The 20,655-nt window shown below is 68.2% G+C and carries 19 protein-coding genes and 1 pseudogene; 12 read left to right on the forward strand and 8 right to left on the reverse strand.

The features are described 5' to 3' along the window. Nucleotides 1-975: 975 nt before the first annotated feature. Nucleotides 976-1,425 carry a GNAT family N-acetyltransferase gene (locus tag RCR19_RS00250; RefSeq protein WP_331263126.1) on the reverse strand — a complete coding sequence of 150 codons (450 nt, stop codon included), beginning with the start codon at nucleotides 1,423-1,425 and terminating at the stop codon, nucleotides 976-978. A 1,339-nt stretch (nucleotides 1,426-2,764) separates the two neighbouring features. Here RCR19_RS00250 and RCR19_RS00255 point away from each other — a divergent pair. Beyond that, nucleotides 2,765-3,838, forward strand: coding sequence for a helix-turn-helix transcriptional regulator (locus RCR19_RS00255; RefSeq protein WP_331263127.1), 1,074 nt, complete (start codon nucleotides 2,765-2,767; stop codon nucleotides 3,836-3,838). A 115-nt stretch (nucleotides 3,839-3,953) separates the two neighbouring features. Here the strand turns inward: RCR19_RS00255 and RCR19_RS00260 are convergent, their stop codons facing one another. Next, the gene (locus RCR19_RS00260; RefSeq protein ID WP_331263128.1) at nucleotides 3,954-4,853 is read right to left on the reverse strand and encodes an NAD(P)H-binding protein; all 900 of its coding nucleotides are present in this window, start codon (nucleotides 4,851-4,853) and stop codon (nucleotides 3,954-3,956) included. Between the two features lie 125 nt (nucleotides 4,854-4,978). Between RCR19_RS00260 and RCR19_RS00265 the strand changes: the two genes are divergently transcribed. Further along, nucleotides 4,979-5,827 (forward strand): LysR family transcriptional regulator, encoded by an 849-nt coding sequence (locus RCR19_RS00265; protein ID WP_331263129.1) that lies wholly within the window; start codon nucleotides 4,979-4,981, stop codon nucleotides 5,825-5,827. Between the two features lie 216 nt (nucleotides 5,828-6,043). Here the strand turns inward: RCR19_RS00265 and RCR19_RS00270 are convergent, their stop codons facing one another. Both RCR19_RS00270 and RCR19_RS00275 read right to left on the reverse strand, forming a co-directional pair. Beyond that, nucleotides 6,044-8,425, reverse strand: coding sequence for an FtsX-like permease family protein (locus RCR19_RS00270; protein WP_331263130.1), 2,382 nt, complete (start codon nucleotides 8,423-8,425; stop codon nucleotides 6,044-6,046). After that, nucleotides 8,422-9,126, reverse strand: a complete 705-nt coding sequence (locus RCR19_RS00275) for an ABC transporter ATP-binding protein (RefSeq protein ID WP_331263131.1) — start codon at nucleotides 9,124-9,126, stop codon at nucleotides 8,422-8,424. Before RCR19_RS00275 ends, RCR19_RS00270 begins: the two co-directional genes overlap by 4 nt. Before the next feature lie 204 nt (nucleotides 9,127-9,330). On the opposite strand from RCR19_RS00275, the gene RCR19_RS00280 reads away from it, so the two are divergent. The 4 genes from RCR19_RS00280 to RCR19_RS00295 all read left to right on the forward strand — a co-directional run bounded on the left by RCR19_RS00280 (nucleotide 9,331) and on the right by RCR19_RS00295 (nucleotide 13,237). Then, nucleotides 9,331-10,659, forward strand: coding sequence for a histidine kinase (locus RCR19_RS00280; protein WP_331263132.1), 1,329 nt, complete (start codon nucleotides 9,331-9,333; stop codon nucleotides 10,657-10,659). Beyond that, nucleotides 10,656-11,345 (forward strand): response regulator transcription factor, encoded by a 690-nt coding sequence (locus RCR19_RS00285; RefSeq protein WP_331263133.1) that lies wholly within the window; start codon nucleotides 10,656-10,658, stop codon nucleotides 11,343-11,345. Before RCR19_RS00280 ends, RCR19_RS00285 begins: the two co-directional genes overlap by 4 nt. 379 nt (nucleotides 11,346-11,724) lie before the next feature. Then, the gene (locus RCR19_RS00290; protein ID WP_331263134.1) at nucleotides 11,725-12,195 is read left to right on the forward strand and encodes an SRPBCC family protein; all 471 of its coding nucleotides are present in this window, start codon (nucleotides 11,725-11,727) and stop codon (nucleotides 12,193-12,195) included. A 679-nt stretch (nucleotides 12,196-12,874) separates the two neighbouring features. Further along, nucleotides 12,875-13,237: a hypothetical protein gene (locus RCR19_RS00295; protein WP_331263135.1), complete on the forward strand. Its 363-nt coding sequence runs from the start codon at nucleotides 12,875-12,877 to the stop codon at nucleotides 13,235-13,237. A gap of 145 nt (nucleotides 13,238-13,382) precedes the next feature. On the opposite strand, the gene RCR19_RS00300 is transcribed toward RCR19_RS00295, so the two are convergent. After that, entirely contained in the window at nucleotides 13,383-13,646 is a 264-nt protein-coding gene (locus RCR19_RS00300) for a hypothetical protein (protein WP_331263136.1), read from the reverse strand. 374 nt (nucleotides 13,647-14,020) lie between these two features. After that, on the reverse strand, nucleotides 14,021-14,416 hold the full coding sequence (locus tag RCR19_RS00305) for a transcriptional regulator (RefSeq protein ID WP_331263137.1): 396 nt from the start codon (nucleotides 14,414-14,416) through the stop codon (nucleotides 14,021-14,023). A gap of 339 nt (nucleotides 14,417-14,755) precedes the next feature. Here RCR19_RS00305 and RCR19_RS00310 point away from each other — a divergent pair, with 339 nt between their 5' ends. The 4 genes and pseudogenes from RCR19_RS00310 to RCR19_RS00325 all read left to right on the forward strand — a co-directional run. Next, a complete protein-coding gene (locus tag RCR19_RS00310) occupies nucleotides 14,756-14,959 on the forward strand; it encodes a helix-turn-helix transcriptional regulator (protein WP_331263138.1) in 204 nt (67 codons plus the stop codon). Nucleotides 14,960-15,394: 435 nt separating this feature from the next. Then, nucleotides 15,395-15,982 (forward strand): TetR/AcrR family transcriptional regulator, encoded by a 588-nt coding sequence (locus RCR19_RS00315; protein ID WP_331263139.1) that lies wholly within the window; start codon nucleotides 15,395-15,397, stop codon nucleotides 15,980-15,982. Between the two features lies 1 nt (nucleotide 15,983). Further along, nucleotides 15,984-16,778 (forward strand): maleylpyruvate isomerase family mycothiol-dependent enzyme, encoded by a 795-nt coding sequence (locus RCR19_RS00320; RefSeq protein WP_331263140.1) that lies wholly within the window; start codon nucleotides 15,984-15,986, stop codon nucleotides 16,776-16,778. Between the two features lie 111 nt (nucleotides 16,779-16,889). Then, nucleotides 16,890-17,019: pseudogene (locus RCR19_RS00325) on the forward strand (VOC family protein); the annotation flags it as partial. Nucleotides 17,020-17,134: 115 nt separating this feature from the next. Here RCR19_RS00325 and RCR19_RS00330 read toward each other — a convergent pair. Continuing rightward, entirely contained in the window at nucleotides 17,135-18,040 is a 906-nt protein-coding gene (locus RCR19_RS00330; protein WP_331263141.1) for a helix-turn-helix transcriptional regulator, read from the reverse strand. A gap of 247 nt (nucleotides 18,041-18,287) precedes the next feature. Between RCR19_RS00330 and RCR19_RS00335 the strand changes: the two genes are divergently transcribed. Then, nucleotides 18,288-18,989 carry a type 1 glutamine amidotransferase domain-containing protein gene (locus tag RCR19_RS00335; RefSeq protein WP_331263142.1) on the forward strand — a complete coding sequence of 234 codons (702 nt, stop codon included), beginning with the start codon at nucleotides 18,288-18,290 and terminating at the stop codon, nucleotides 18,987-18,989. Nucleotides 18,990-19,400: 411 nt separating this feature from the next. Then, nucleotides 19,401-19,739, forward strand: coding sequence for a putative quinol monooxygenase (locus RCR19_RS00340; protein ID WP_331263143.1), 339 nt, complete (start codon nucleotides 19,401-19,403; stop codon nucleotides 19,737-19,739). A gap of 118 nt (nucleotides 19,740-19,857) precedes the next feature. On the opposite strand, the gene RCR19_RS00345 is transcribed toward RCR19_RS00340, so the two are convergent. After that, on the reverse strand, nucleotides 19,858-20,655 hold the full coding sequence (locus RCR19_RS00345) for a maleylpyruvate isomerase family mycothiol-dependent enzyme (RefSeq protein ID WP_331263144.1): 798 nt from the start codon (nucleotides 20,653-20,655) through the stop codon (nucleotides 19,858-19,860).

The following is a 20,655-nucleotide window of genomic DNA, read 5'->3' on the forward strand; positions in this document are numbered from 1 at the left end:
GCACCCGGGGGGGTGGAGCACCCGGTCCGCGAGGCGACCGTAACAGGACGGGCGAGCACGTTGCGGATTCCGTGCCTTACCGGCGATTCGCGCCCGATCGTCCAGCGGCGGACAGGTTCGGCGTTCGCCCTCGGGCACGGCAAATGCGGATGCAGACGCCCTCCGTACCCCGAAGTCGCACGGAGGGCGTGAGCCGTTGCGCGGGCATCGAGGGCCGTAGCCAGCAGGCGGAACAAGATGGACACCGGCAACCTGCGGCAGGCCTCACAGCGCAACGTGTACTTGTCGGCGCGGGTCATAGAGCCCGCAACCGCCACAACCCCAGAGCTGAAGAGCCGGCCTGGAAACCGGGTCCTTCCGGGGTACCTTCCGCTCTGTCCATCGTGACGCCGTCAGCCTTCCGGCGCATCTCAAACGGGTGGCACAGCCCGCTGTCCGCAGTGGGCTGAAGCCGCACGCCGCCTGGGCCTCGACTCAAAGCCATCCGCTGGGAGGGAAAACCCCTGGGTCACGATGGTGTTGTCGAGCGCCGGTTCTGAGGCTTCGCGTGCCGATCAGCCCCGCGACGAGGCACGGCTATAGCGGTCGCTTTGCGGTGCGACACACGGCCGTCGGTGTCGGAATTGGACGTCGACTGTCCTTCGGGTTCGGAACCGGAGTCCAACGGGGAAGCAGGGCGATCGGTTTCACGTTGTACGGGCCGAAAGGGCCCCAACCCGTCGGACAGGCACGGTGGCTGTCCGTTGCGCGGCGACAGAGCAGCGGTGCGTCAACCTGCGACGGCCCGAAGGACGGCCGCCAGCCGTCGGTGTGTCCGGCGTTCCCTCCACCGCCGGAGAGGCTTCATCGCCACGGCCAGACCATGGCGCCGCGCGGGCAACTCACTTCCGTCCGGCTCCGAGCCGACACCCCCCTGCTGATCGGCGCGGGATCCCCCGCAGTGCCGACTGCTCGGAGCCGAAGGGCTGAGGACGATTACACCGGGGCGGTGAAGACGGTCAGGACTTCTTCCGTGCGGAAGCCCAGGGATGCGTATACGGGCTCGCCCATGGGACTGGAGTAGAGGTAGGCGGTCGTGGCGCCGGCACTCTGCCCCACGCGGATGATCTCCGCCGTGATGGCCTGCCCGTGGCCTTGCCGCCGATGCTGCGGGAGCACGCCGATGTTGAAGACGCCCACGAGGTGATCGGAGACCGCGGACATCCCCGTACCCACTACGACGCCGTCCGCCTCCGCCAGGTAGAAGACGAAGTGCTCCGTCTTGGCCAGGGCGGGTTCGGCGAACATCGCGAACACCTCATGGGGAACACCGAAACCCTCCGCCATGGTCCGGGCGTACAGCCCCAGCTCTCCATCCTCCACCCGGCGTATGCGCAGGGACCCGGCGCGCCCCGGCAGCACCCCCGCACCGGGCCGCCTGATCATGAGCGGCAACGTGCTGACCGCGGTCAGCCCAAACCGTGCCGCCACCTCAGTAACGGCCCGACCGGCACGACCACGGACCTGAATACTCCAGGGCAGCCCTGTGAGGCTCGGATCGCCGGCCAGGGACTCGAGCACCTGGGGGTTCGGATCACGGTTGGGATTGATGACGCCGTTCAATGTGGCCACAGGCGCACCCGAGACAGCCAGAACCGTGCCGTCCGGGTCCCTTGTGCAACGCCCGTCCGCACCGGCGGCCAAAGCGTCGCGGACGACCGTGTAGGCGAAGACGATCGGTCTGAGCGGGTCGTGGAGCGGTGTCATGGTGTCGTCTCTCTGTGGTCCCTGGACGCTCGGGACTACGGTGGCCATGCGAGCGGCCCCCCGATCCACGCCTGCGCGGTCGATCCGAAGCAGCCCTCACGGGGAAGGTGGGTGCGGCCTCGGCTCGAGGACGACGGTCTGCGTCGTGCCACGGCGCTCCCCGGCGGGCGGGGAATCCCATGCGACGCGCCCCCATCGCAGCGGTTGCTCCAAACTCATCACACCGCGCAGGCACTCGGATAGAACGGGGATGCCACATGTGCCGCGATGCTCCGACCGGCACACGAGCTGGCCCAACGCTCACCGACGGCCGTTCACAACGACGGCTGCCCGGAGCAGCCACACGAGTCACTTCAGCGACAGCGAGCTGGTCAACACTTGTCGAGAGGCAATTGAGAGTAGGGTGACATTTACGGTGGTTTCTGGGCACTCGGAAGGGAGCTGCAGCAGGTTCCATGAGGCCGTCTCCTGCCACGGACACCGAACCGCGCGATGTCGACGCACCGAAGGAAGTGAGCAGCCATGCTGGCGCTCTTCCTGTTTTTCATACTCGTAGCTGTCGCCCTGGGACTTGTCGGCGCACTGACGCAGGGGCTCTTTTACCTTTTGATCATCGGAATCGTTGTCTTCGTGGCCGACTTCGTACTCCTGGGCGCAGGTTGGTCCCGGCGGTCACATCGACATGTCCTCCGGTGAGGGCGTGACGCCCGGCTCCACGGCTTCCCTGGAGACGCCTCAGAGATGATCTTGAGATAAGGCGTCGCAACGCCGACCGCGAGGGCGGGGAGGATCAGGATCAGCGCCCGTTCGCGATGCTCCGCCGGTTCATGCAAGCCGAAAGGTTGGACGGCCGGTCGGGGGCGCGCTCGTATGTGCGTGCCACGCGATAGAACCTCAGCGCCAACGCTCCTTGATCATTCGACAAGAACCCTTCCCTGCAAGTAAAGTGAGCAAATCCTTGCGTGCGACAACGATGTCACCTGCTTGCAAGCAGTCCTATTCCCCTGTCGATCGCCCTATGCCTTTCACCAAGAAGATCGGTTGGAGCGATCGAAAAGAGGCGCAGATGAGTGACCAGAAACTGGAAGATTCCGCAGACTCTTCACTGAACTGCGGACGCGCAACAGATTTCAAGACCAAGATGAATCTGACGGCCCGGCAGATAAGAGATACCGAGCATATCTTCCAGGAGTGGGAAGGCGGCCCCTTCTCCCACCTCACGCGCCTCACCATCCCTCAGCAGTCCGCTCATGGATTCAAATTCTCCGCAAACGGACATCTCTTCGAGAGCCTGCTGTCGGTAAAGGTTTACTGCGACTCACTGACGGGGATTTCCGGGAGCAATCTGGACCAGGATCCGATCGTGGCCGACCTGGTCACTGCCGGCCGGATCGGCTTCGCAGGAAAGTACGGCACCCACATCGTCACGCCGGGCCAGATCTGCATCCGTGACACAAAGGCTTCTTGGGAATTCGATTGCGCGCCCGCCACCCGCGTACGCGTCGTGACCATCCCGAGGCACCTGCTGTTCTCGCGCATGCGATCGACCAAGGTGCTCAATCAGGCGTACGTCTCTGACATCTCTGCCCCCGAGGTCCGCTTTCTCCTGAACTTCCTGGAGGCGATCGAGAAGACCAGTGACGATCTGGACCTTTCCATCTCCGCGCAGAATATTGCGTTGGATGCGTGCGCGACCTTGTTTTCAGGAATGCTCTCCGAGCGCGCCGAGCTGGGGCTGCAGGAACACCCGAATGCCACATTGAAGGCTGCGAAGAACGTCATCGAAAAAAATCTCGACAAACACGACCTGTCCCCCGCGATGGTCGCGCAAACAGTCGGGGTTTCCCTTCGCACGCTGCACAGATCTTTTTCTGCATCCAATGATTCCATCATGGCTTTTGCTCGCCGTCGGCGTCTGCAGAAGGCACACGGCGAACTGGTGAGGCTGGGCAGCAAGGCCAGCGTTTCCGAAATCGCAGCACGTTGGCATTTTGCAGATGCCAGTCACTTCATCAGGCACTTCAAATCAGTCTACGGAACCACTCCGACCGCCTACTTGAGAAATTACGGCGCGACCGGCAGCGAGAATTGACGCCTACCTCCCCCACCGTGAGCACCGCGAGGGCGGGGGCAGAGGCCCGACAGCGGAACTCTCAGCCCTTCAGAGGCCTTCGCCGTATCGAGAGCAACTCTGCCCCTGCCACGCTCTAACCCAGAACGGCGGGCTTGAGCACCTCCTCGCACCACTCGCGGAAGTGGGTGGGCGCCGACTCGGGCGTACTCGGCGCGTCAGCCCCGTAGAAGCCCTGTTCGTTCAGGGCGTCCGTCATGTCGGCCAGCGCTTGCGCCCAGGCCTCGCTCGCTCCGCGACGCAGCGCCGCGGCCCTGTAGTCCGAGCTGCTGATCAGCTGGACACGCACGGGACGGTTCAGCACCTCGGAGACGACGTCAGCCATGCCCCCAGGGGCCAGGTCGTCGGGTCCTACGAGCGGGACATCGTGCTGCTCCGTCCACGATCCGTCGAGCAGCAGCCGGGCCGCCGTGGCAGCGATGTCGCGGGTGGCGCATGTGCGCAACACCCGGTCCTCCGTCATCGACAGGAAGAACACCCCGGCGTCTCGGATGGAGGCTGCCTGCCCCAACAGGTTCTCCATCAGGAACGGCGGGCACAGCGCGCGGTAATGCACACCGGTGGCCATGATCGCCTCGTCCATGGCGAGCGAGGCGGAGATCTGCCCGGCGTTCTTCGCCACCGTGCGGCCCAGGGTCGAAACACCCACGACACGTTCCAAACCGTGGCGTGCGATCGTCTCGCACAGCGACTCGGTGAAGGCTCGGAAATGGCCCTCGACACTGTCGGCCCGCGGCGCCGGGGGCACCAGCCAGAACAGGCGGTCGGCACCCTCGCACGCCTCCTCGAGGACGTCCGGGTCGGCGTGCGAGCCCCGTACGACCTCCACGCGCTCGTGTACACGGGCGGAGAGCCGTTCGGGCTCCCGGGCGATCACCCGGATGTCCGTCGTGCCGTCCAGGGCGTCCCCGGCGTCCAATAGGTGGTCGAGGACCTGTCGGCCGATCTGACCGGTGGGGGTGGTGACGACGATCATTCAATGACTCCAGCTCAACAAGGCGAACCTGACGTTGTCGAGCCTGCTGCGCAGCGCGCTCGAACTGAAGGATCCATCGGATCTCGCGCGTTACCCTGAGGGCAATACCGAACAGAGGGGGCCGTGTGGAGTCACGCCCGCTGCGCTACTTCGTCGCCGTCGCCGAAGAACTCAATTTCACCCGTGCCGCCGAACGGCTCGGCATCTCCCCGCCACCCTTGTCCCGCGCGATACGCAACCTGGAGAAGGAGATGGGCGTCGCCCTCTTCGACCGGAACACCCACGGCGTGGCGCTGTCCCCTGCGGGAGAGGTACTGCTCGCGGAAGCGAAGATCGTCCTCGACGCCCTGCAGGCCGCCGAGCGGCGGGCCCAGCGCGCCGCGGCGACGGAACCGAAGCTGATCCTGGCCGTCAAGGCCGACGGAGACGCGGGGCTGCTGGAGCCGATCCTCGCGCGCTTCGCGTCGGAACCCGCGGCCATACCGGTCGCCGTCCGCCTGTGCGGCTGGCACGAGCAGCCACAGTTGCTGCGGCAGGGAGAAGCCGACGCGGCCCTGGTCCATGAGCCCTTCGACCGAACCGGCCTGGACGCGGAGACGCTGATCCATGAGCCGCGCGTCGCAGCACTCGCCGCCTCCCACCCGCTTGCCGCTCGCGACCGGCTGACCCTCAGCGACCTCGAACTGCGCCCTGACGACGTGGAGCAGTTCATCAACCGGCACCGCGGCCAGGGCCGCGACCTCGCCCAACTGCTCACGCTCGTCGGGCTCGGTGGCCCGCCTCATCTACTGCCGGCCTCCGTGGCCGCCCGCTATCCGCGCCCCGGTGTCGTCTACCGGCCCGTCGCGGACGCACCACATTCGGTGCTGGCCATCGCCTGGCCGCAACAGTCCCGTTCGACCGCCACCGCGGCACTCGTCCGCGTCGCATGCAGTGTGGCCGATGCCGTCGGGGGCGCGGAAGCTACCTCTTGAGGGCGCGTCCTGGAACTCCGCCGCGCCATGACGGCCGCGGCCCTGCCGTGTTCGTCGGCCCTCCCTTGGCCTCAACGAAAGCGCGTGGTGGCAGATGGCGGGATCGTGCTTGCCACCGGAAGGCCGGCCTCACCGGCACATCGCATCCGCTCGGGCCGCAGTCCACACTTGGCAACATGCGATTGGCCAAGGCCGATTGCAAGCGGCAGGGCCCGGTCACTCGCTGCGCAGTGCGGTCGCTGTGTCCTGCCTGGCGGCCCAGCCGGCCGGCAGCAGCGCGCCCGTCACCGCGATGACCAACCCGCCGAGGGCGAGCACGGCCAGCAGGGGCGCGGGAAAGACAGCGACGACCGAAGTGGGCAGGGCCATGCCGATGGCGTTACCCATGAGCGGCGTGACAAACCGGTGCAGGGCGACCCCGGCCGGGACGCCCGCGGCACCGGCGACCAGGCCGATCCCGCCGACCGAGGTCAGGACCATGGTCACGGTCTGGCGGGGCGCCATGCCCAGAGCCTTGAAGACGCCGAGCTCGTGCACCCGGTCGCGGGTCTCGAGGACGACCGTGTTCAGCACGCCCAGGCCCGCGACCGCAACGAGCATCAGGGTGAGCGTCCCGACCAGCGCGTCCATGGTCACGATCACATCGGATGTGTTGGCGGTGTTGGCCCGGGCAACGGCGCCGACCGGCTCCAGTGCGGTGTTGAGCGAGGTCAGGTAGTGCGCCAGAGCCGTGCCCGGTCTCGTCTCTACGTGGTACCGGCCGGGTTTTGCATCGAGTCCCAGTACCGCGAGGGTCGAGGTCGGGGTGAGGAGTTCCATGCCCTCGCCCTGGGTGAAGAACGCCTCGCCGACGATCCGCACCGAGGTCCGCCGCCCCTGAGCCGTCAGGGTCACCGTGTCCCCGACACGGATTCCGCCGGCCCGCAGGAACCGGGGGGTGACCACGGCCTGACCGGGGCCGTCGAGCCAACTCCCCGCGACCATCTGCGGGGCGGCCCACGAGGCGTCGCCCTGATACGCCACCACGGTGGTGGCGCCCGTGATCCCGGACGCGCTTACCTCCGCCTGGGCCGTGCCGTAGAAGCGCCTCGTCCCCTGCTGCGCACGGAGCGCGGTGGCGATCTCTGCCAGGTCGGCCTTCGGCGCGTCGGGCTCGCCGCCCGCGTGCACCACCTGGGCACCGGGCGGCGCCTGCCCGCCGCCGGTCTCCACCACCACCGAACCGGCCGAGTCGAGCATGCGGCCCGACTGGACGGCCCCGAGCGTCAGGGCGAGCCCGACGCCGAAGGTGACGGTGGCGGCGCCGAAGGCGACCGCGGCAGCCGTCGTCGCCGAGCGCGTCGGGCGGACGAAGGGGTTCGCCAACCCGAGGCTGACCGCGCGCGGCAACGGGAGCCGACCGGTCAGGCGCCGAACCAGGCGCCCTCGACCGGCGTCGGGGATGCGGCCGACGCTGATCGCCTCCACGGGACGCAGTCGGCCGGCGCGCGACGCGGGTACCAGTGCCGAGCCGGCCACCAGAACGAGGGCCGCGGTCGAGACAACGGCGTCTATCCACACGGGAATCGACGCTGCCGGGCCGCCGAAGGCCGTGCCGATCTCACGGAGCACCGGAATGGCCAACAGATTGCCCAGAGCCAGTCCCAGGGCACAGCCGACCGCCGCCGGGATCAGCGCCTGCCCGACGTAGGCCCGTACGACCTGTGCCGGGGTGAAGCCGAGGGACTTGAGGATGCCGATGCGCCGGGTCGCGGCCCCGACCGCGCCGCTGACCACGATGCCGATGACCAGCACCGACAGGAGCAGTCCGAGAACACCGAAAGCTGCCAGGAAGGGCACGAAGGCCATCGCGTTGGCGGTCTCCTGTTGCTTGACGGCCAGGTAGGAGTGCGACCCGGTCATCGTGCCCCTCGGCACTGCGGTGGTGACGGCGGCGCGGTTCGCGGCCATTTGGGCGTCCGTATCCGCGTGGCGGAAGCGATAGAGCATCTCGTACGTGAGGGGGCCGCCCGGCGCGGTCAGCGCCTCGGCCTGAGCGGGAGTCACCCAGGCATCCGCACTGCCGGTCACCGACCGGGCAACCCCGACGACGGTCAGCGTGGGGCTGCCCGGCGCGGAGGGGAACGTCAGCCGCTGACCCGGCTGTACGGGCCTGTCGTAGGCCACCACGATCTGGCCGGGTCGGGTGGCCCAGGTGCCCGCGACGACTGTGAGTCCGTCGACGCGGCCTGCGGCATCCGCCCGGCCGACGACGGTGAGCGGCGGCAGATCGACACCGGCCGGAAGCATGTCGGAGCGCGACGCCGTGCGCGGGCGTACCGAATGGGTCCGGAAGGGTCCGACTGCGGCGGTCACGCCGGATGCGTGCGCGGTCGCCGCGAGCTTCGAGGCTGTTGCCTTCGTCCCGTCGAACTGCGCGGTCAGGTGGGCGCCGCGCTGCTTGGCGAAGGCGCGGTCGAAGGGCGCCTGGGCCGCGACGAGCAGCCCGGCGGCGAGTACCGACGCGGTCACGGCCATGAGCGTGGTCAGGATGATCACCGCGGTACGGACGCGCCGCCGCCCGACTCCGGCGCGTACCACCCGCCCGAGCGCGCTCATCGGGCGACCGCCGCCGTGTGCACGGTGTCCTGCACGATCCGGCCGTCGACCAGCTCGACGGTCCGGGTCCCGCAGGACTCGGCAAGGCCCAGATCATGGGTGACCAGGATGATCGTCTGCCCTTCCGCGTTGAGTTCGGTCAGCAGTTCTCGGACGTACTCTCCAGAGGCGGTGTCCAGCGCCCCCGTGGGCTCGTCGGCCAGCAGTAGAGCCGGGCGGTTCATCAAAGCCCGGGCGACCGCGACCCGCTGACGCTCGCCGCCGGACAGCCTGCCGGGGTAGGCACCGGCGTGCCGGTCGATACGGAGGTACTCCAGCAGACCGGCGGCACGCCTTCGGGCCTCGGCCCGGGGCAGGCCCGCCAACTGCGCGGGCAGCAGCACATTGTCGGTGACCGTCAGGTCGTCAAGGAGGTTGAAGAACTGGAAGACCATGCCGACTTTCACCCGCCGGTACTCCGCCGACCTGGCCTCACTCAACTCGTCCACCCGCAGTCCGTCGACCGTGACGCTGCCTGCGGTCGGCCGGTCCAGTCCGGCGATCAGATTGAGGAGCGTCGACTTGCCGCTGCCGGACGGCCCCACGACGGCGAGTGCCTCTCCGGTAGGCACACTCAGTGTCACGTCGTCGAGAGCGGGCGACCCCTCCCCGTATGTTCTGGTCACATGGCGGATGTCGATCACGGGCGCAGTCGCTGGCACGGTGCCTCCACGGGCCGGGAGTTGACGGTTCGGCCCGAAGTTAGGCGCTGGGCCGTGCCCGGTGCGTCGCCTGCGAGGGCGAGAGGGGCTACCGTGCCCGGGTGACCAGCCGCTCGCGTCATCCCTGCGATGTACGCGGGGGATGTAGTGCTGGTCCTCGGCGGGAGGGATGTGCCGGGGTCCGGGGCTTGCGAGACTGTGCCCATGGGCGCAGCTGTTCTTGCAGAGATCGTGGAGCGGTGGAGGGCGGGTGTCGCAGCGCTGCGTCGCTCGAGCCCGCTGCCCCGGCCGTCCCGGTGGATGTGGGCCGCCGACGCGATCCTTGCCTTCGTCCTCGCCGCATGCACGGTGGGAACCGTCCTCCGGCAGGGCAGCAGCCACGCTCCGGTCCCGCCGTTTCTGGTGCCGACACCACCGCCCGTGCCGACGCCGGGCTCCGGGCCGGCTGCTCCGCCCGCGCCGCTGGGAGTCGCGCATCACCTCGAAGCGGGCCAGTCCTGGCAGTTGATGTTGGCGGCGCTGACCGCGTTACCCCTGGTGGTGCGCCGACGCTACCCGCTGGCCGCCTTCTGGGCCGTGATCGGCGCGAGCCTGCTGTTCAACCAGCGCACGGGCGGCGGTGACGCGACCGTGTACACCTTCCTGACCTGTGTGGTCGCCGCCTACAGCGCCGCCGTATACAGCGCCTACCGGGCGCTCGCCCTCACAGGCCTGGTGACCGGCACCGGCCTGCTCGCTGTGTTCCACGATGAGAGCTTCCCGTCCTTTGCCCCCGATTTGGCGCCGTTCCTCGCGTTGCTCGGTGTGGGGCTCGCAGCCAACGCGATCCACACCTGGAAGCAACGCCTGCGTCTCCTACAGGACGAACACGAGGCCGCCACGCGACTGGCGGTCGACCGCGAACGCTCACGGATCGCGCGTGAACTGCACGACGTGGTCACCCACAATGTGAGCGTGATGGTGATCCAGGCGGGTGCCGCCCGCACAGTGATGGGCACCGCGCCCGACCGGGCCCGCGAGGCACTGCTGTCCGTGGAGGCCGGCGGACGTACCGCGATGGCCGAACTGCGCCATGTCATGGGTCTGCTGACGATGGCCGGTGACGACCGCGACACGGCCACCGACACCGACCTGACGCCCCAACCGGGCCTCGGCCAAGTGCCGACCCTCACCGACCGCATGCGCGAAACCGGTGTCCCTGTCGAACTGATCGTCACCGGCACCCCCGTGCCCCTTCCCGCAGGTGCCGACCTGGCCGCATACCGCGTGGTGCAGGAGGCGCTGACCAATACCGTCAAGCACGCCGTCGGAGCCCGTGTACGGATCGCAATCGACCACGTCCCCGGCGCCGTGCACATCGATGTGTCCGACACCGGTGGCGTCTCCCAGGCACCGGCCGGTCCCGGGGGCGGTTGCGGACTGAGGGGCCTCCGTGATCGCCTCGCCGTCTACGGAGGCACTCTCCAGGCCGGCGAACGCCCTACCGGCGGCTTCCGGCTCCGCGCCGTCATACCAGTTGAGGAGATGGCGTGAGCGAGCTGCCACGTGTGGTGATCGCCGACGACCAGGCCCTGGTCCGCACCGGTTTCGGCCTCATCCTGGCGGCGAACGGAATCGACGTCGTCGCCGAAGCCTCCGACGGGGACGAGGCGATCGACGCTGTCCACCGCACCCGCCCCGACCTGGTCCTGATGGACATCCGCATGCCCGGGACCGACGGACTGGAAGCCACGCGGCGCATCCTCTCCGGCACCGAACCCTATCCGCCCCGCGTCATCATGCTGACCACCTTCGACCTCGATCGCTACGTTTACGCCGCACTTACCGCAGGCGCGAGCGGCTTCCTCCTCAAGGACGTCACCCCCGAACACCTGGTCGCCGCCGTCCGCCTTGCCCGCACCGGTGACGCGCTACTCGCTCCGGCCATCACTCGACGTCTCGTCGAACGCTTCGTTTCCCGCGACACCCCGGCCGCCGCCCTGCACCGGGACCTGTCTGTACTCACCCCCCGCGAACTCGAAGTCCTCCGTTCACTGGGCAGCGGCTTGAGCAACGCCGAACTCGCCGCGCACTTCCGCTTGAGCGAGGCCACCGTGAAAACCCATGTGGCCCGGATCTTGGCCAAACTCCGCTTGCGCGACCGCGCCCAAGCCGTCGTCGTGGCGTACGAGACGGGACTCGTCACCCCGGGGGCGGGCGCCCCAGCGGCGGAGCCGTAGACGTGGACGTGGACGTGGCAGCGGGAAGTCCGGGGGCGGGGCAGTGACATCCGGTCGTAGTACGACGGCATTCGCCCGTTCGTGCGCGGCATATGAAAGTCCCGTCAACATTGACCAAGGCCCTTCCGAAACGTTTCGGGCGGCAAGAGGCCCGGCCGGGCTCGACGAACATCCGTCGGACGCCGGACATCCTGGGAACGCCGGATCACCGTCGCTGTGTTCGCCCATGACGTCATGGTCAGGCCGCATCCGCCCGGCAGCCGCTGACCACCCGATCGAACAGTTCACCCCCGCACCCGGCTGCCAGGTCCTCCATCGGACCGACGCTGCCCACCGCGAACAGAGACGAAGAATCCAGGGCCGGTTCTAGACTCGGGCCATGAACAACAGGACCGACCGCGCCGGCCGGCTCATCTCGGCGCCACCGGCGGCTGTCTACGACGCCCTGCTCGATCGCGAGTCTCTCGAGGTGTGGCTTCCGCCGGAAGGCATGCGAGGGCACGTCGAGCGGTGGGATCCCCGGCCTGGTGGAGGGTTCCGGATGGTACTCACCTACCTCGACCCCGCCGAAAGCCCCGGTAAGACTTCAGATGCGACGGATGTCGTCGACGTCGAGTTCGCGCAGCTGGTCCCGCCCACGCGCCTGGTGCAGAGGGCGGTGTTCGAGGCCGACGACCCCTCGTATGCGGGCACCATGACAATGACCTGGCACCTTGCTCCAGTTGGTGACGGTACCGAGGTGACCGTCACCGCCACGGATGTGCCGCCCGGCATCGACCAAGCGGTCCACGAGGCGGGGATCGCCTCGTCGCTGGCAAATCTGGCGTCGTACATCGAAGCGAGGGGCTGACACCCGGACGGCAAAGGCTCGGTTCGGCCACCTCGCCGTGAGAGCTGTCGAGCACTCACGTCCCCTCAAGAGTCCCCGAGTCGACGGTTGGCCAGAACGTGTGTGCTGCGCAAACTACCCACGGACGGCACGGGCAGGGGGCCGCGGCGCTTCCCGACCGTCCTGCCGCCCGCTCCGCGGTGGAAGCACCGGTGGCCAACAGACGGCGGCTCAGCTCATCAGGACCCGCAGTGCCGGACACCCGCGCCCCTAGCCGGAGCAAACTCCGTAAAGGCAGGGTCAGATCCATCGCGAGCCACCGCACTTGCCGATCGGAAGACAACTGGCCACAGGGCATCGTCCCAATTTTCCCACTCCACCGAATACGGGGCAATTAGAGGTAAGAATTCCACCGGCGAGCGTATTTCATTCCATTTCCCTGCAGGTCCCGGCCGGCGGGCTGCGCCACGAGGAGTGAATTCGTCTGGACGGGTGTTTCAAAAAAGACTGGAATCCACCGTTCCGTACCTATCGGAAAGGCTGCTGAGCTGCCACTTTCCGCGCATCTTCGAATCGCCGCTGACCACACCCACAGGACCTGGCCCCCTTTCAGCTTCCCCAGAGAGGTGCGGAATTCGAGGTAGCGTCTGACGCAGCAGCAGGGAAATGATCGAATTCCTGCTGTCCGAAAGGAGAGTTCGTGAAGACCATTGCTAGGGCCGTGGCAGTCGCGCTGATGACAGCCGGAGCGGTTGCCGTGCCCCTGACGGCAGAAGCCAGCGCCACTCCGCTGCCGGGATCGGTTTCCGCGGCGCCCGTCACCTCCGCCCTCCACCGCGGCGACAGTGCGCGGATCCACCACCCCTCCCACTACCGCAACAACGGGGATCTGCGCCGCTACCACGGTGTCGACCTGCGGCGGTACCGCGGCTACGACCGCGACTACTGGCGCTGGGACAGGTACCGCAACCGCTGCGACCGGCACTCGGGCTGGGACCTGGGCCGCTACCGGCACGGGCGCTACAGCCTGTACTCCTACGGTTGGGACTGCTGCCGCCACTGACCCGACAGCGCATCCACCTTCCATGAAGCCGCGTCGCCCGCCGTCGAATTCCGCCGACGGCGGGCGACGCGTATTTCACCCGGAAAGACAGAAGACGGGCCCCGAGCCCGCCGCTCTCATCGGGAACTCCGGCCTCAAGCCCGGGTCAGTGGCCGGACAGCCTGTAGACCGTCATAATCTCGTCACCGACCGCAACACGCGAATCCGCCCGACCCGCCCGCAGACGCGGGATGGCCTGGCTGACCACGCGTAACTCCGCCTCGCTCAGAACAGCTGAAGCCGCCCGGACCATATCCAGCAGCGTCTGCTCCGGCACACCCCGATGCCCGTTCCCGGACAACAAAATCACCGGTTCACCCGTACTGCCACGAACGACAGCAGTCACCGAGGCACCCTGCACAACGAGCATCCGCCGCCCCTCTCCCCGGCACGGACAACCAACCCGCCGATCCTGACACGCCCACACAAAAACCTCGGCACTCCCCCATACCCTTGGGCGTGTTGGCACGCATCAACCCCGAAAAACCCCTGAAAACCCGGACACGCCCCTGGAGCGCGCCTCAAATTGACGTCACGGCGCACCGACGCTCTTCGCGATGCGCCGCGACGGCAACCCGGCCCACCAGGCAGCCGACTTGGCCCTCACATGGCGTTCAACGGGACAGACGGAGCAGCAGGCGGGCAGGCAGCGCCCGAGAGGCTCGGCGAAATCGTCCGCCGTCACCGGGGCGGAGGTTGCATCTTGCCGGTCGAGGAAGGGCTCGTTCCTCCGTCGAGTCCGTGTCACCCCAGGGCGACCGCTCCCCAGTCTCCTGCCGCGTCCAACTCCTCCTGCAACTGGATCGCCTGGGTGATACTCCCGCCGAGCGTCTTGCGGATGATGGGATCGGTGATCCCCCACGCATCCATCGCCTCCTGCGCGGACAGCACCGACGCCACCACCACATCCTTCTCCACCGACTGCGGCCCGCGCTGCTCCGGGATCAGACCGCTCTCCACCAGCATCCGGCGATGATCAAGATTCAGGACCGTCGCCCAGGTCGTCAGCTGCGAAGGAAGCGGCAACGTCTTGCCGTCCAACGTCCGACTGATCGTCGTCAAACTCAGACCGGTCACGGCCGCCAACTGCGCCCGGCCGCCCTGCCGCCGCCGCACGTCGTACCCGGCCGCGGTCGCCACCGCCGTCAAAAACGCACCGACCCGCCGCGCCTGCGCCTGCCGCCTTGCCCGACTCCCGTGGGGGGGATCTTCCATACTCCGCATCCCCGGAGAGTAGCGCGCCGACCCCGGAGGGTAGCGCACATGCCAACTACTGCCCCCCAGTTGCACTCCTGCACCTTCGCAGGTCACAGCCCTAGATCCACAAACACACAGGCCACATCACCAACACCGAACTCCTGTGCGCATCAAAATACCCTTGCGTCACTCCAAGCCGACAACTTGCATACGTTGCGTGCGCGTGGGCCAACCGCACAAACGCATTCCCAGAGGGGGTCCCAGACCATGCTCCGCCTACACATGACCACACTCCTGGTCAAAGCCAGAGAACACGGCGACGACACCGTCGCCGCCGTGGCCGAACGCACCGGCATCAGCAAATCCACCCTCCACCGCCTCGCCGCCGGCACCAAACAACCCAGCCTCACCACCCTCTGGACCCTCCACCACGCCTACGACATCCAACTCGACACCCTCGTCTACAACGATCCACACACCACCTGACAGCGGCCGCCAGCCCTGACTCCAGACGTTCCGGCGCTGCGGTACGGACCGGCACCCGCCCCAACCCGGCAATGCTGCGACCCCAGCAGGACTTTGACTCAGCAGGACCCCGGCTCCGACTCAGCCCCTACCAGTTGCGCTGGGGCCGCAAGTCGGCACTGCCTCAAGGGCCAACGAGCCGGACCGAGTTCGCTGCACGGCGAGAGCGCCGCATGTCGCTGATGCAGATGCTGCTCGGAGCGGGCTTGGAACCAGTCGCCAGGGGACAAACCGGCCCTGCGCAACACGCTGACGTGGTGGAAGCGGGCAACGAACCCGAGCAGTTGACGCTGCCCCGAAGTCGGAAAAACTGAAGAGGTGTTGACTTCCCTACTGGCATTAGGTTTTCTTATCTGCATGAGGGAAGACCGGAGGCTTCGACGGCGCAATGAGACCGTGCAGGAGATCCTCGATACCGCGATCGAAGTCATGGCCGAGGACGGCGTGGCCGGGCTGAGCATGGCCGAGGTCGCCCGGCGGGTGGGAGTGCGTCCGCCCTCGCTCTACCAGTACTTCCCATCGAAGATGGCCATCTACGACGCCCTGTTCGAGCGCGGAGGACGTGAATCGGCCGATGTCCTGGAGCCCTACAGTGCCCGGCTCGCCGAGGATCCGCGGGCTGTCATCGTGGCGGGTCAACAGGCCGGCGTCGCTTGGGCGATGGCCAATCCGGTGCTGGCGCAGCTGCTGTACTGGCGGCCCGTACCCAATTTCGAACCAACCCCCCAGGCCTACGAACCGTCGGTGCGCCTGCTGGAAGTCCTGCGATCAGCCCTCCAGGCGGCCGTGCACGCCGGGCAGTTGGCCCCCGAAGCCGCCGACGACGAAGGTGTGGCGCTCTACACGGCGCTGGTCTCCGGCGTGATCAGCCAGCAGCTCGCCAATGAACCATCCACACAGGTCGAAGAAGGCCGCTTCGCCCGACTCACGGGCACGGCAGTGGACATGTTCTTCCGCTACTACGCCCCAAAGGAGGGCGAGTGAGATGACTCAGACCTTCGTCGATGCCGCAGGCCTGGCGCAGATCGACCGCGACCGTTCGGCCATGATCGCTGAGGCCGAGGGTCGCGCGGCGCTGCAAGTGCTCGAGAAGCTCGGCGACGACGACTGGAGGCGTCCCACCGACTGCGTGGAATGGGATGTGCGCACCCTGGTCTCCCATCTTGTCGCGCAGTGCGAGGACAACATCAGCCTGCGCACGATGCTGCGCCGGGAGATCGCGGGAAGGCGGCGTCATCGCGGCAAGGGCCCCATCGATGCCCACATGGCGGCACAGGTCGAAGACCACACCGAGGCATCGGGCCCGGACCTGGTCGCCGAGTTCGCTGAGCTGTGGCCCCGCGCCGTGCAAGCCCGCCGGAGCCGTCCCGGGCTGATGCGGCGTGCCAATCTCGACACCGGCATGCCCACGGCCCCCCGGGTGTCCGTCGGCCACCTGCTCGACACCATCTACAACCGCGACCTATGGATGCACCGCATCGATCTGGCACGGGCGACGGGACAGACCATCACCGTCGGCGATCACGACGGGCAGATCGTCGAACAGGCCGTCCGCGACCTGGCCCTGGCCTGGTCCGAGGCACCCATCGCCCTCGAACTCACCGGACCTGCGGGCGGCACCTGGCTGATCGGCTCCGGCGAGCCCAAAGCGGTCATCCGCGCTGACACGCTGCACTATATGCGCGCCCTGGCCGGTCGTGACCCCGATGTGGCGCTGGAAGTGGTCTCCGGAGCCGAGTCCGCCCTCGCAGCCGCCCGCCGGGCCAGAATCGTCTTCTGAGGTCCGTGGACGTGCCTTCCGGTTGGCCCGCAAGGTCACGGAGTCACTCGTCCACAAGGGCACGGAGTCATCCCGGCGGTCACCCCTGAAGCCCGGCTGGGGGTCTCTGCCGACGAGGCAGCCGAGGTGACGCGGCTGCGGGCCCTCGGTGCCACCGACATCGACCTGGGCCTGTGCGCCGCCCCCTGGACGTGCCTGGTCGACCCGGAGGACCGAGTTCTGCGTCCTCGCCCCGTCCTGACACAGAGCTCCGACGACGCCCTGGCAGGTCAGCCTTACGGGCTCATCTGCCACGGCGTCGGATGGGTTGGGCTGCGGTGTCAGGAGTCCGGGCGTCACACCCGGCGTCGGAGATGTCACCGAGTGTGCGGGGTTCGTAGAGGTGCCCGGCTGTGGCCGTCCCTCTCACGCGGTGCTGCTGGTGCCTGGGCGCTCCAGCTGGCGAGCAGTTTCCAGGCGTCCCGAGAGGCCTGGTCCTGGGCCGGCAGGTACAGGAACAGTGTCTGGTCGGTCTCGCCGAGCGCGGTGAAGGCCTGGTAGTCGATGACAAGGTCACCGACGACGGGGTGGTGCAGGCGCTTGTGGCCGTGGGTGCGATCGAAGACGTGATGGTCGGCCCACCAGCGGCGGAAGTGCTCGCTCTTCATCGCCAGCTCACCCACCAGCTCGGCGGTTCGGGTGTCGTCGGGATGACGGCCGGCATCCAGCCGCAGGATGGCGGTCATCTCTGCGGCGACCTGTTCCCAGTCCGAGTACAGAGCGCGGGCATCCTCATCGAGGAGGATCCAGCGGGTGAGGTTGCGTTCACGCGCAGGCATGGCGTCGAAGTCGGTCATGAGTGCGCGGGCAAGGTGGTTGGTGGCCAATACGTCCGTACGGCGGCCGAGGACGAAGCCGGCTTGGTCGGTGAAGGAGTCCAGAAACCGCCGTACCCCCGGCCGGACGCGCTGCACGGTCGGTGCGGAACGGCGGGCCCGGCCTGGATTGGGCCCTACGAGGTCGAACAGGTGGGCGCGTTCGGCGCTATCCAACCGCAGCGCGGCGGCCACCGCCTCCAGCACAGCGGCTGACGGGCTGATCTGCCGCCCCTGTTCCAGGCGCGTGTAGTAGTCGGTGCTGACCCCGGCCAGCTGGGCGACCTCTTCCCGGCGGAGCCCCGGGACCCGCCGATAGGCCCCGCGCTCGGGCAGTCCGGCCGATTCGGGACTGATACGCGCGCGGGAACGGCGCGGAAACTCGCTGAGCTCGACGTTGCGGGCCATGCCTCCATTCTCCCTCGCCGCTGTGCTCGGTCGGCCGGGGAAAGGGGGTCGCCGAGTCCTACGCAGCGGCTTCCCTGGCAGGTCAGGGCCGGGAATCGGCCCCTGCGCCGCCGGAGTCGCGTGTTGTCCTGGATCGCGGGGCCCCATCGGACGGTCGCGGAGTCCGTCCCACGACCGGCCCGATTTCCGGTCCCTCCGTAGTGCTCATCCGCGGATGGCATACCGACCGAAGAAAGTGAGTGCCAACATGACCAGGATCCTGATGGTGCTGTCGGGCGTCGACTACTGGACGCTGGCCGACGGCAGCAAGCACCCCAGCGGCTACTGGGCCGAGGAGTTCGTGGTTCCGCACCGCATCCTCACTCAGGCCGGGTTCACCGTCGACATCGCCGCCCCGGAGGGCGGCAAGCCGGCAGCCGACCCGGTGAGCCTGCGGCCCGAGGTCGCCGGCGCCGAGGCGGAGGCCTTCGCCGACTACATCGGCGAGGCAGCCGAAGCGCTCGCCAACCCCGTCGCGCTGTCCGCCGTCGACGCTGCCGGCTACGACGCGATCTTCCTCCCCGGCGGGCACGGGCCCATGGAGGATCTGGCTCACGACCCGGATCTCGGGCGTCTGCTTGTGGAAGCCGACACCGCAGGAAAGATCATCGCCCCGGTGTGCCACGGGCCGGCCGCACTGCTGTCGGCGAATCTGCCGGGCGGACGCTGGCAGTTCACCGGACGCACCCTGACCGTGTTCACCAATGAGGAAGAGCGGCTCAACGGCACCTCCGACCGGGCTCCGTGGCTGGTCGAGACCGTGCTCACGGCGCGTGGGGCGGTCGTCCGCGCCGCGGAAGAGGCGTGGCAGGCGAACGTCGTCGTCGACGGCAACCTGTTCTCCGGCCAGAACCCCGCCTCCAGCAAGCCGCTGGCCGAGCGAATCGTCGCCGCGCTCACCGGGCGCTGATCCGCTTCGCCTCATCCCCGCTTGTGACACTTGGGGCCCGGCGTGGCCGCGCTTCGCTGCGGGCGGGGACAGTTGGCGTTCCGACCCGGTCATTCGCACCGTCCAGCCGTCAACAACCTGGTGAAGACGGGCCGATCACTCAGGCCACGAACTCGTGGGGCGGTGATCGGTCATCGGCATCGGAGGGGCGGGCGGGACGGGCCCGAAGTGGCTGCGCAGGCTCCGATGCGGCCACTGGAGCCATCGCTTCTCGTGTCGAACGGCCTCAGCAGCCCGCGAGTCGTCAAGGATTCGGATCGTGGCAGGTCCTGTGACCGCGGTCCTGCTTTCCTGATGCACGGCCGACCCCGGAGCAGTGTGGCAGCGGGGGTCGGGACCAGCTGTCCCTGTGACCACGAGGAGCGCACACCCATGGGCGACGCCCCCACGACCATCTGGCCTCTGGACGATGCGCGACCCGGCGAGGTCGTCGTGATCGCTCGTTGGAGCCCGAGTGCCGGCAAGAGCGAGACGATCGCCGCTTTGCTGCCCGAACTGATTCAGCAATCTCGAGCCGAGTCCGGCTGCCTCGGCTACCAGGCGTACCGCCCGGACGGCGCCGACAACGGCGACCTCGTGCTCGTCGAGCGTTACTCCGACCAGTCAGCGCTTGACGCGCACCGCAACAGCGTCCACTTCCGCACCCTGGTCCTGGAGCGCATCCTGCCGTTGCTCGCGGACCGCCATGCGGTCGTCACAACGGTGCAGTAGTTGGCACGCGGCGCTCAATGTCGCCGGTGCGCACCGGCGCAGGCCGGCACGTCCCCGTAGCTGCACCAACGAGCAGCCGGACCGGGACGTACATGATCAACTGCTCCTTCCGGGACCCTTAAATGATGTTGAGGCAGTCGAGGAACGGTGTCGCGGCGGATGCGTCCCCTGTGATGGTGCAGTAGTCGCGCCAGGGTTTCCGGGTCGTGGCCCATGCGATGAAGTCGAGGGCCGTGCTGTGGACTTGGGTGGTGGCGTCGGCGCCGGGTGTCACGGTCAGCTGCCCGGTGGGCCCGTTCGCGGGGAGGACGGTGACCGTGGTGGCGCCCGGCCCGGTCAGGTCGAGGACGATCGGCCGGTTCACGGTGACGGTGAGTTCGGGCCCCTGCATCTGCGGCAGGCCGGCGAGCATGAATTCGACGGCGGGGGCGACTTGGTCGTCGGCCGGTTCCGGGAGGGTGAAGGGGAGGGGGCCGCCCGGGGCGAGCATGTCGTTGCGCAGATGGCAGAAGACGTTGAACGCCATGGTGTTCGCCAGGAGATGGCGCGGATACGTTCCGAGTCCGGGTACCTCGACGGGTTCACCAGCCCGGGGCGGCTCCTGGGCCGCTGCCAGGAGGTCCAGTTGACGGGGGCTGCTGCGCCGCCATTCGTCGAGGACGTCTTCATGGCTCCAGCCGCGGCGTTCGTCGACGCGCACGTCGTGGTAGCGCTCACGGTTCTTCGGCAGTGAGGGATCGGGCGGCGGCGGGTCCACCGCCTCGGAGGCGAGCGCCGCCAGGTGGGCCACCACATCGATGATGCGCCAGCCGTCGCACGCGGACGGCAGTTCCCATTGCACGTCGTCCACCTGGGGCACGATCTCGGCCAGCTGCGCCGTACTCGAACGCGCGGCGGCGATGCCGGCGCCGGTCAT

Origin of the sequence: Streptomyces sp. WAC07094 (genome assembly GCF_036320405.1) — a bacterium.
Lineage (GTDB): Bacteria > Actinomycetota > Actinomycetes > Streptomycetales > Streptomycetaceae > Streptomyces > Streptomyces lannensis.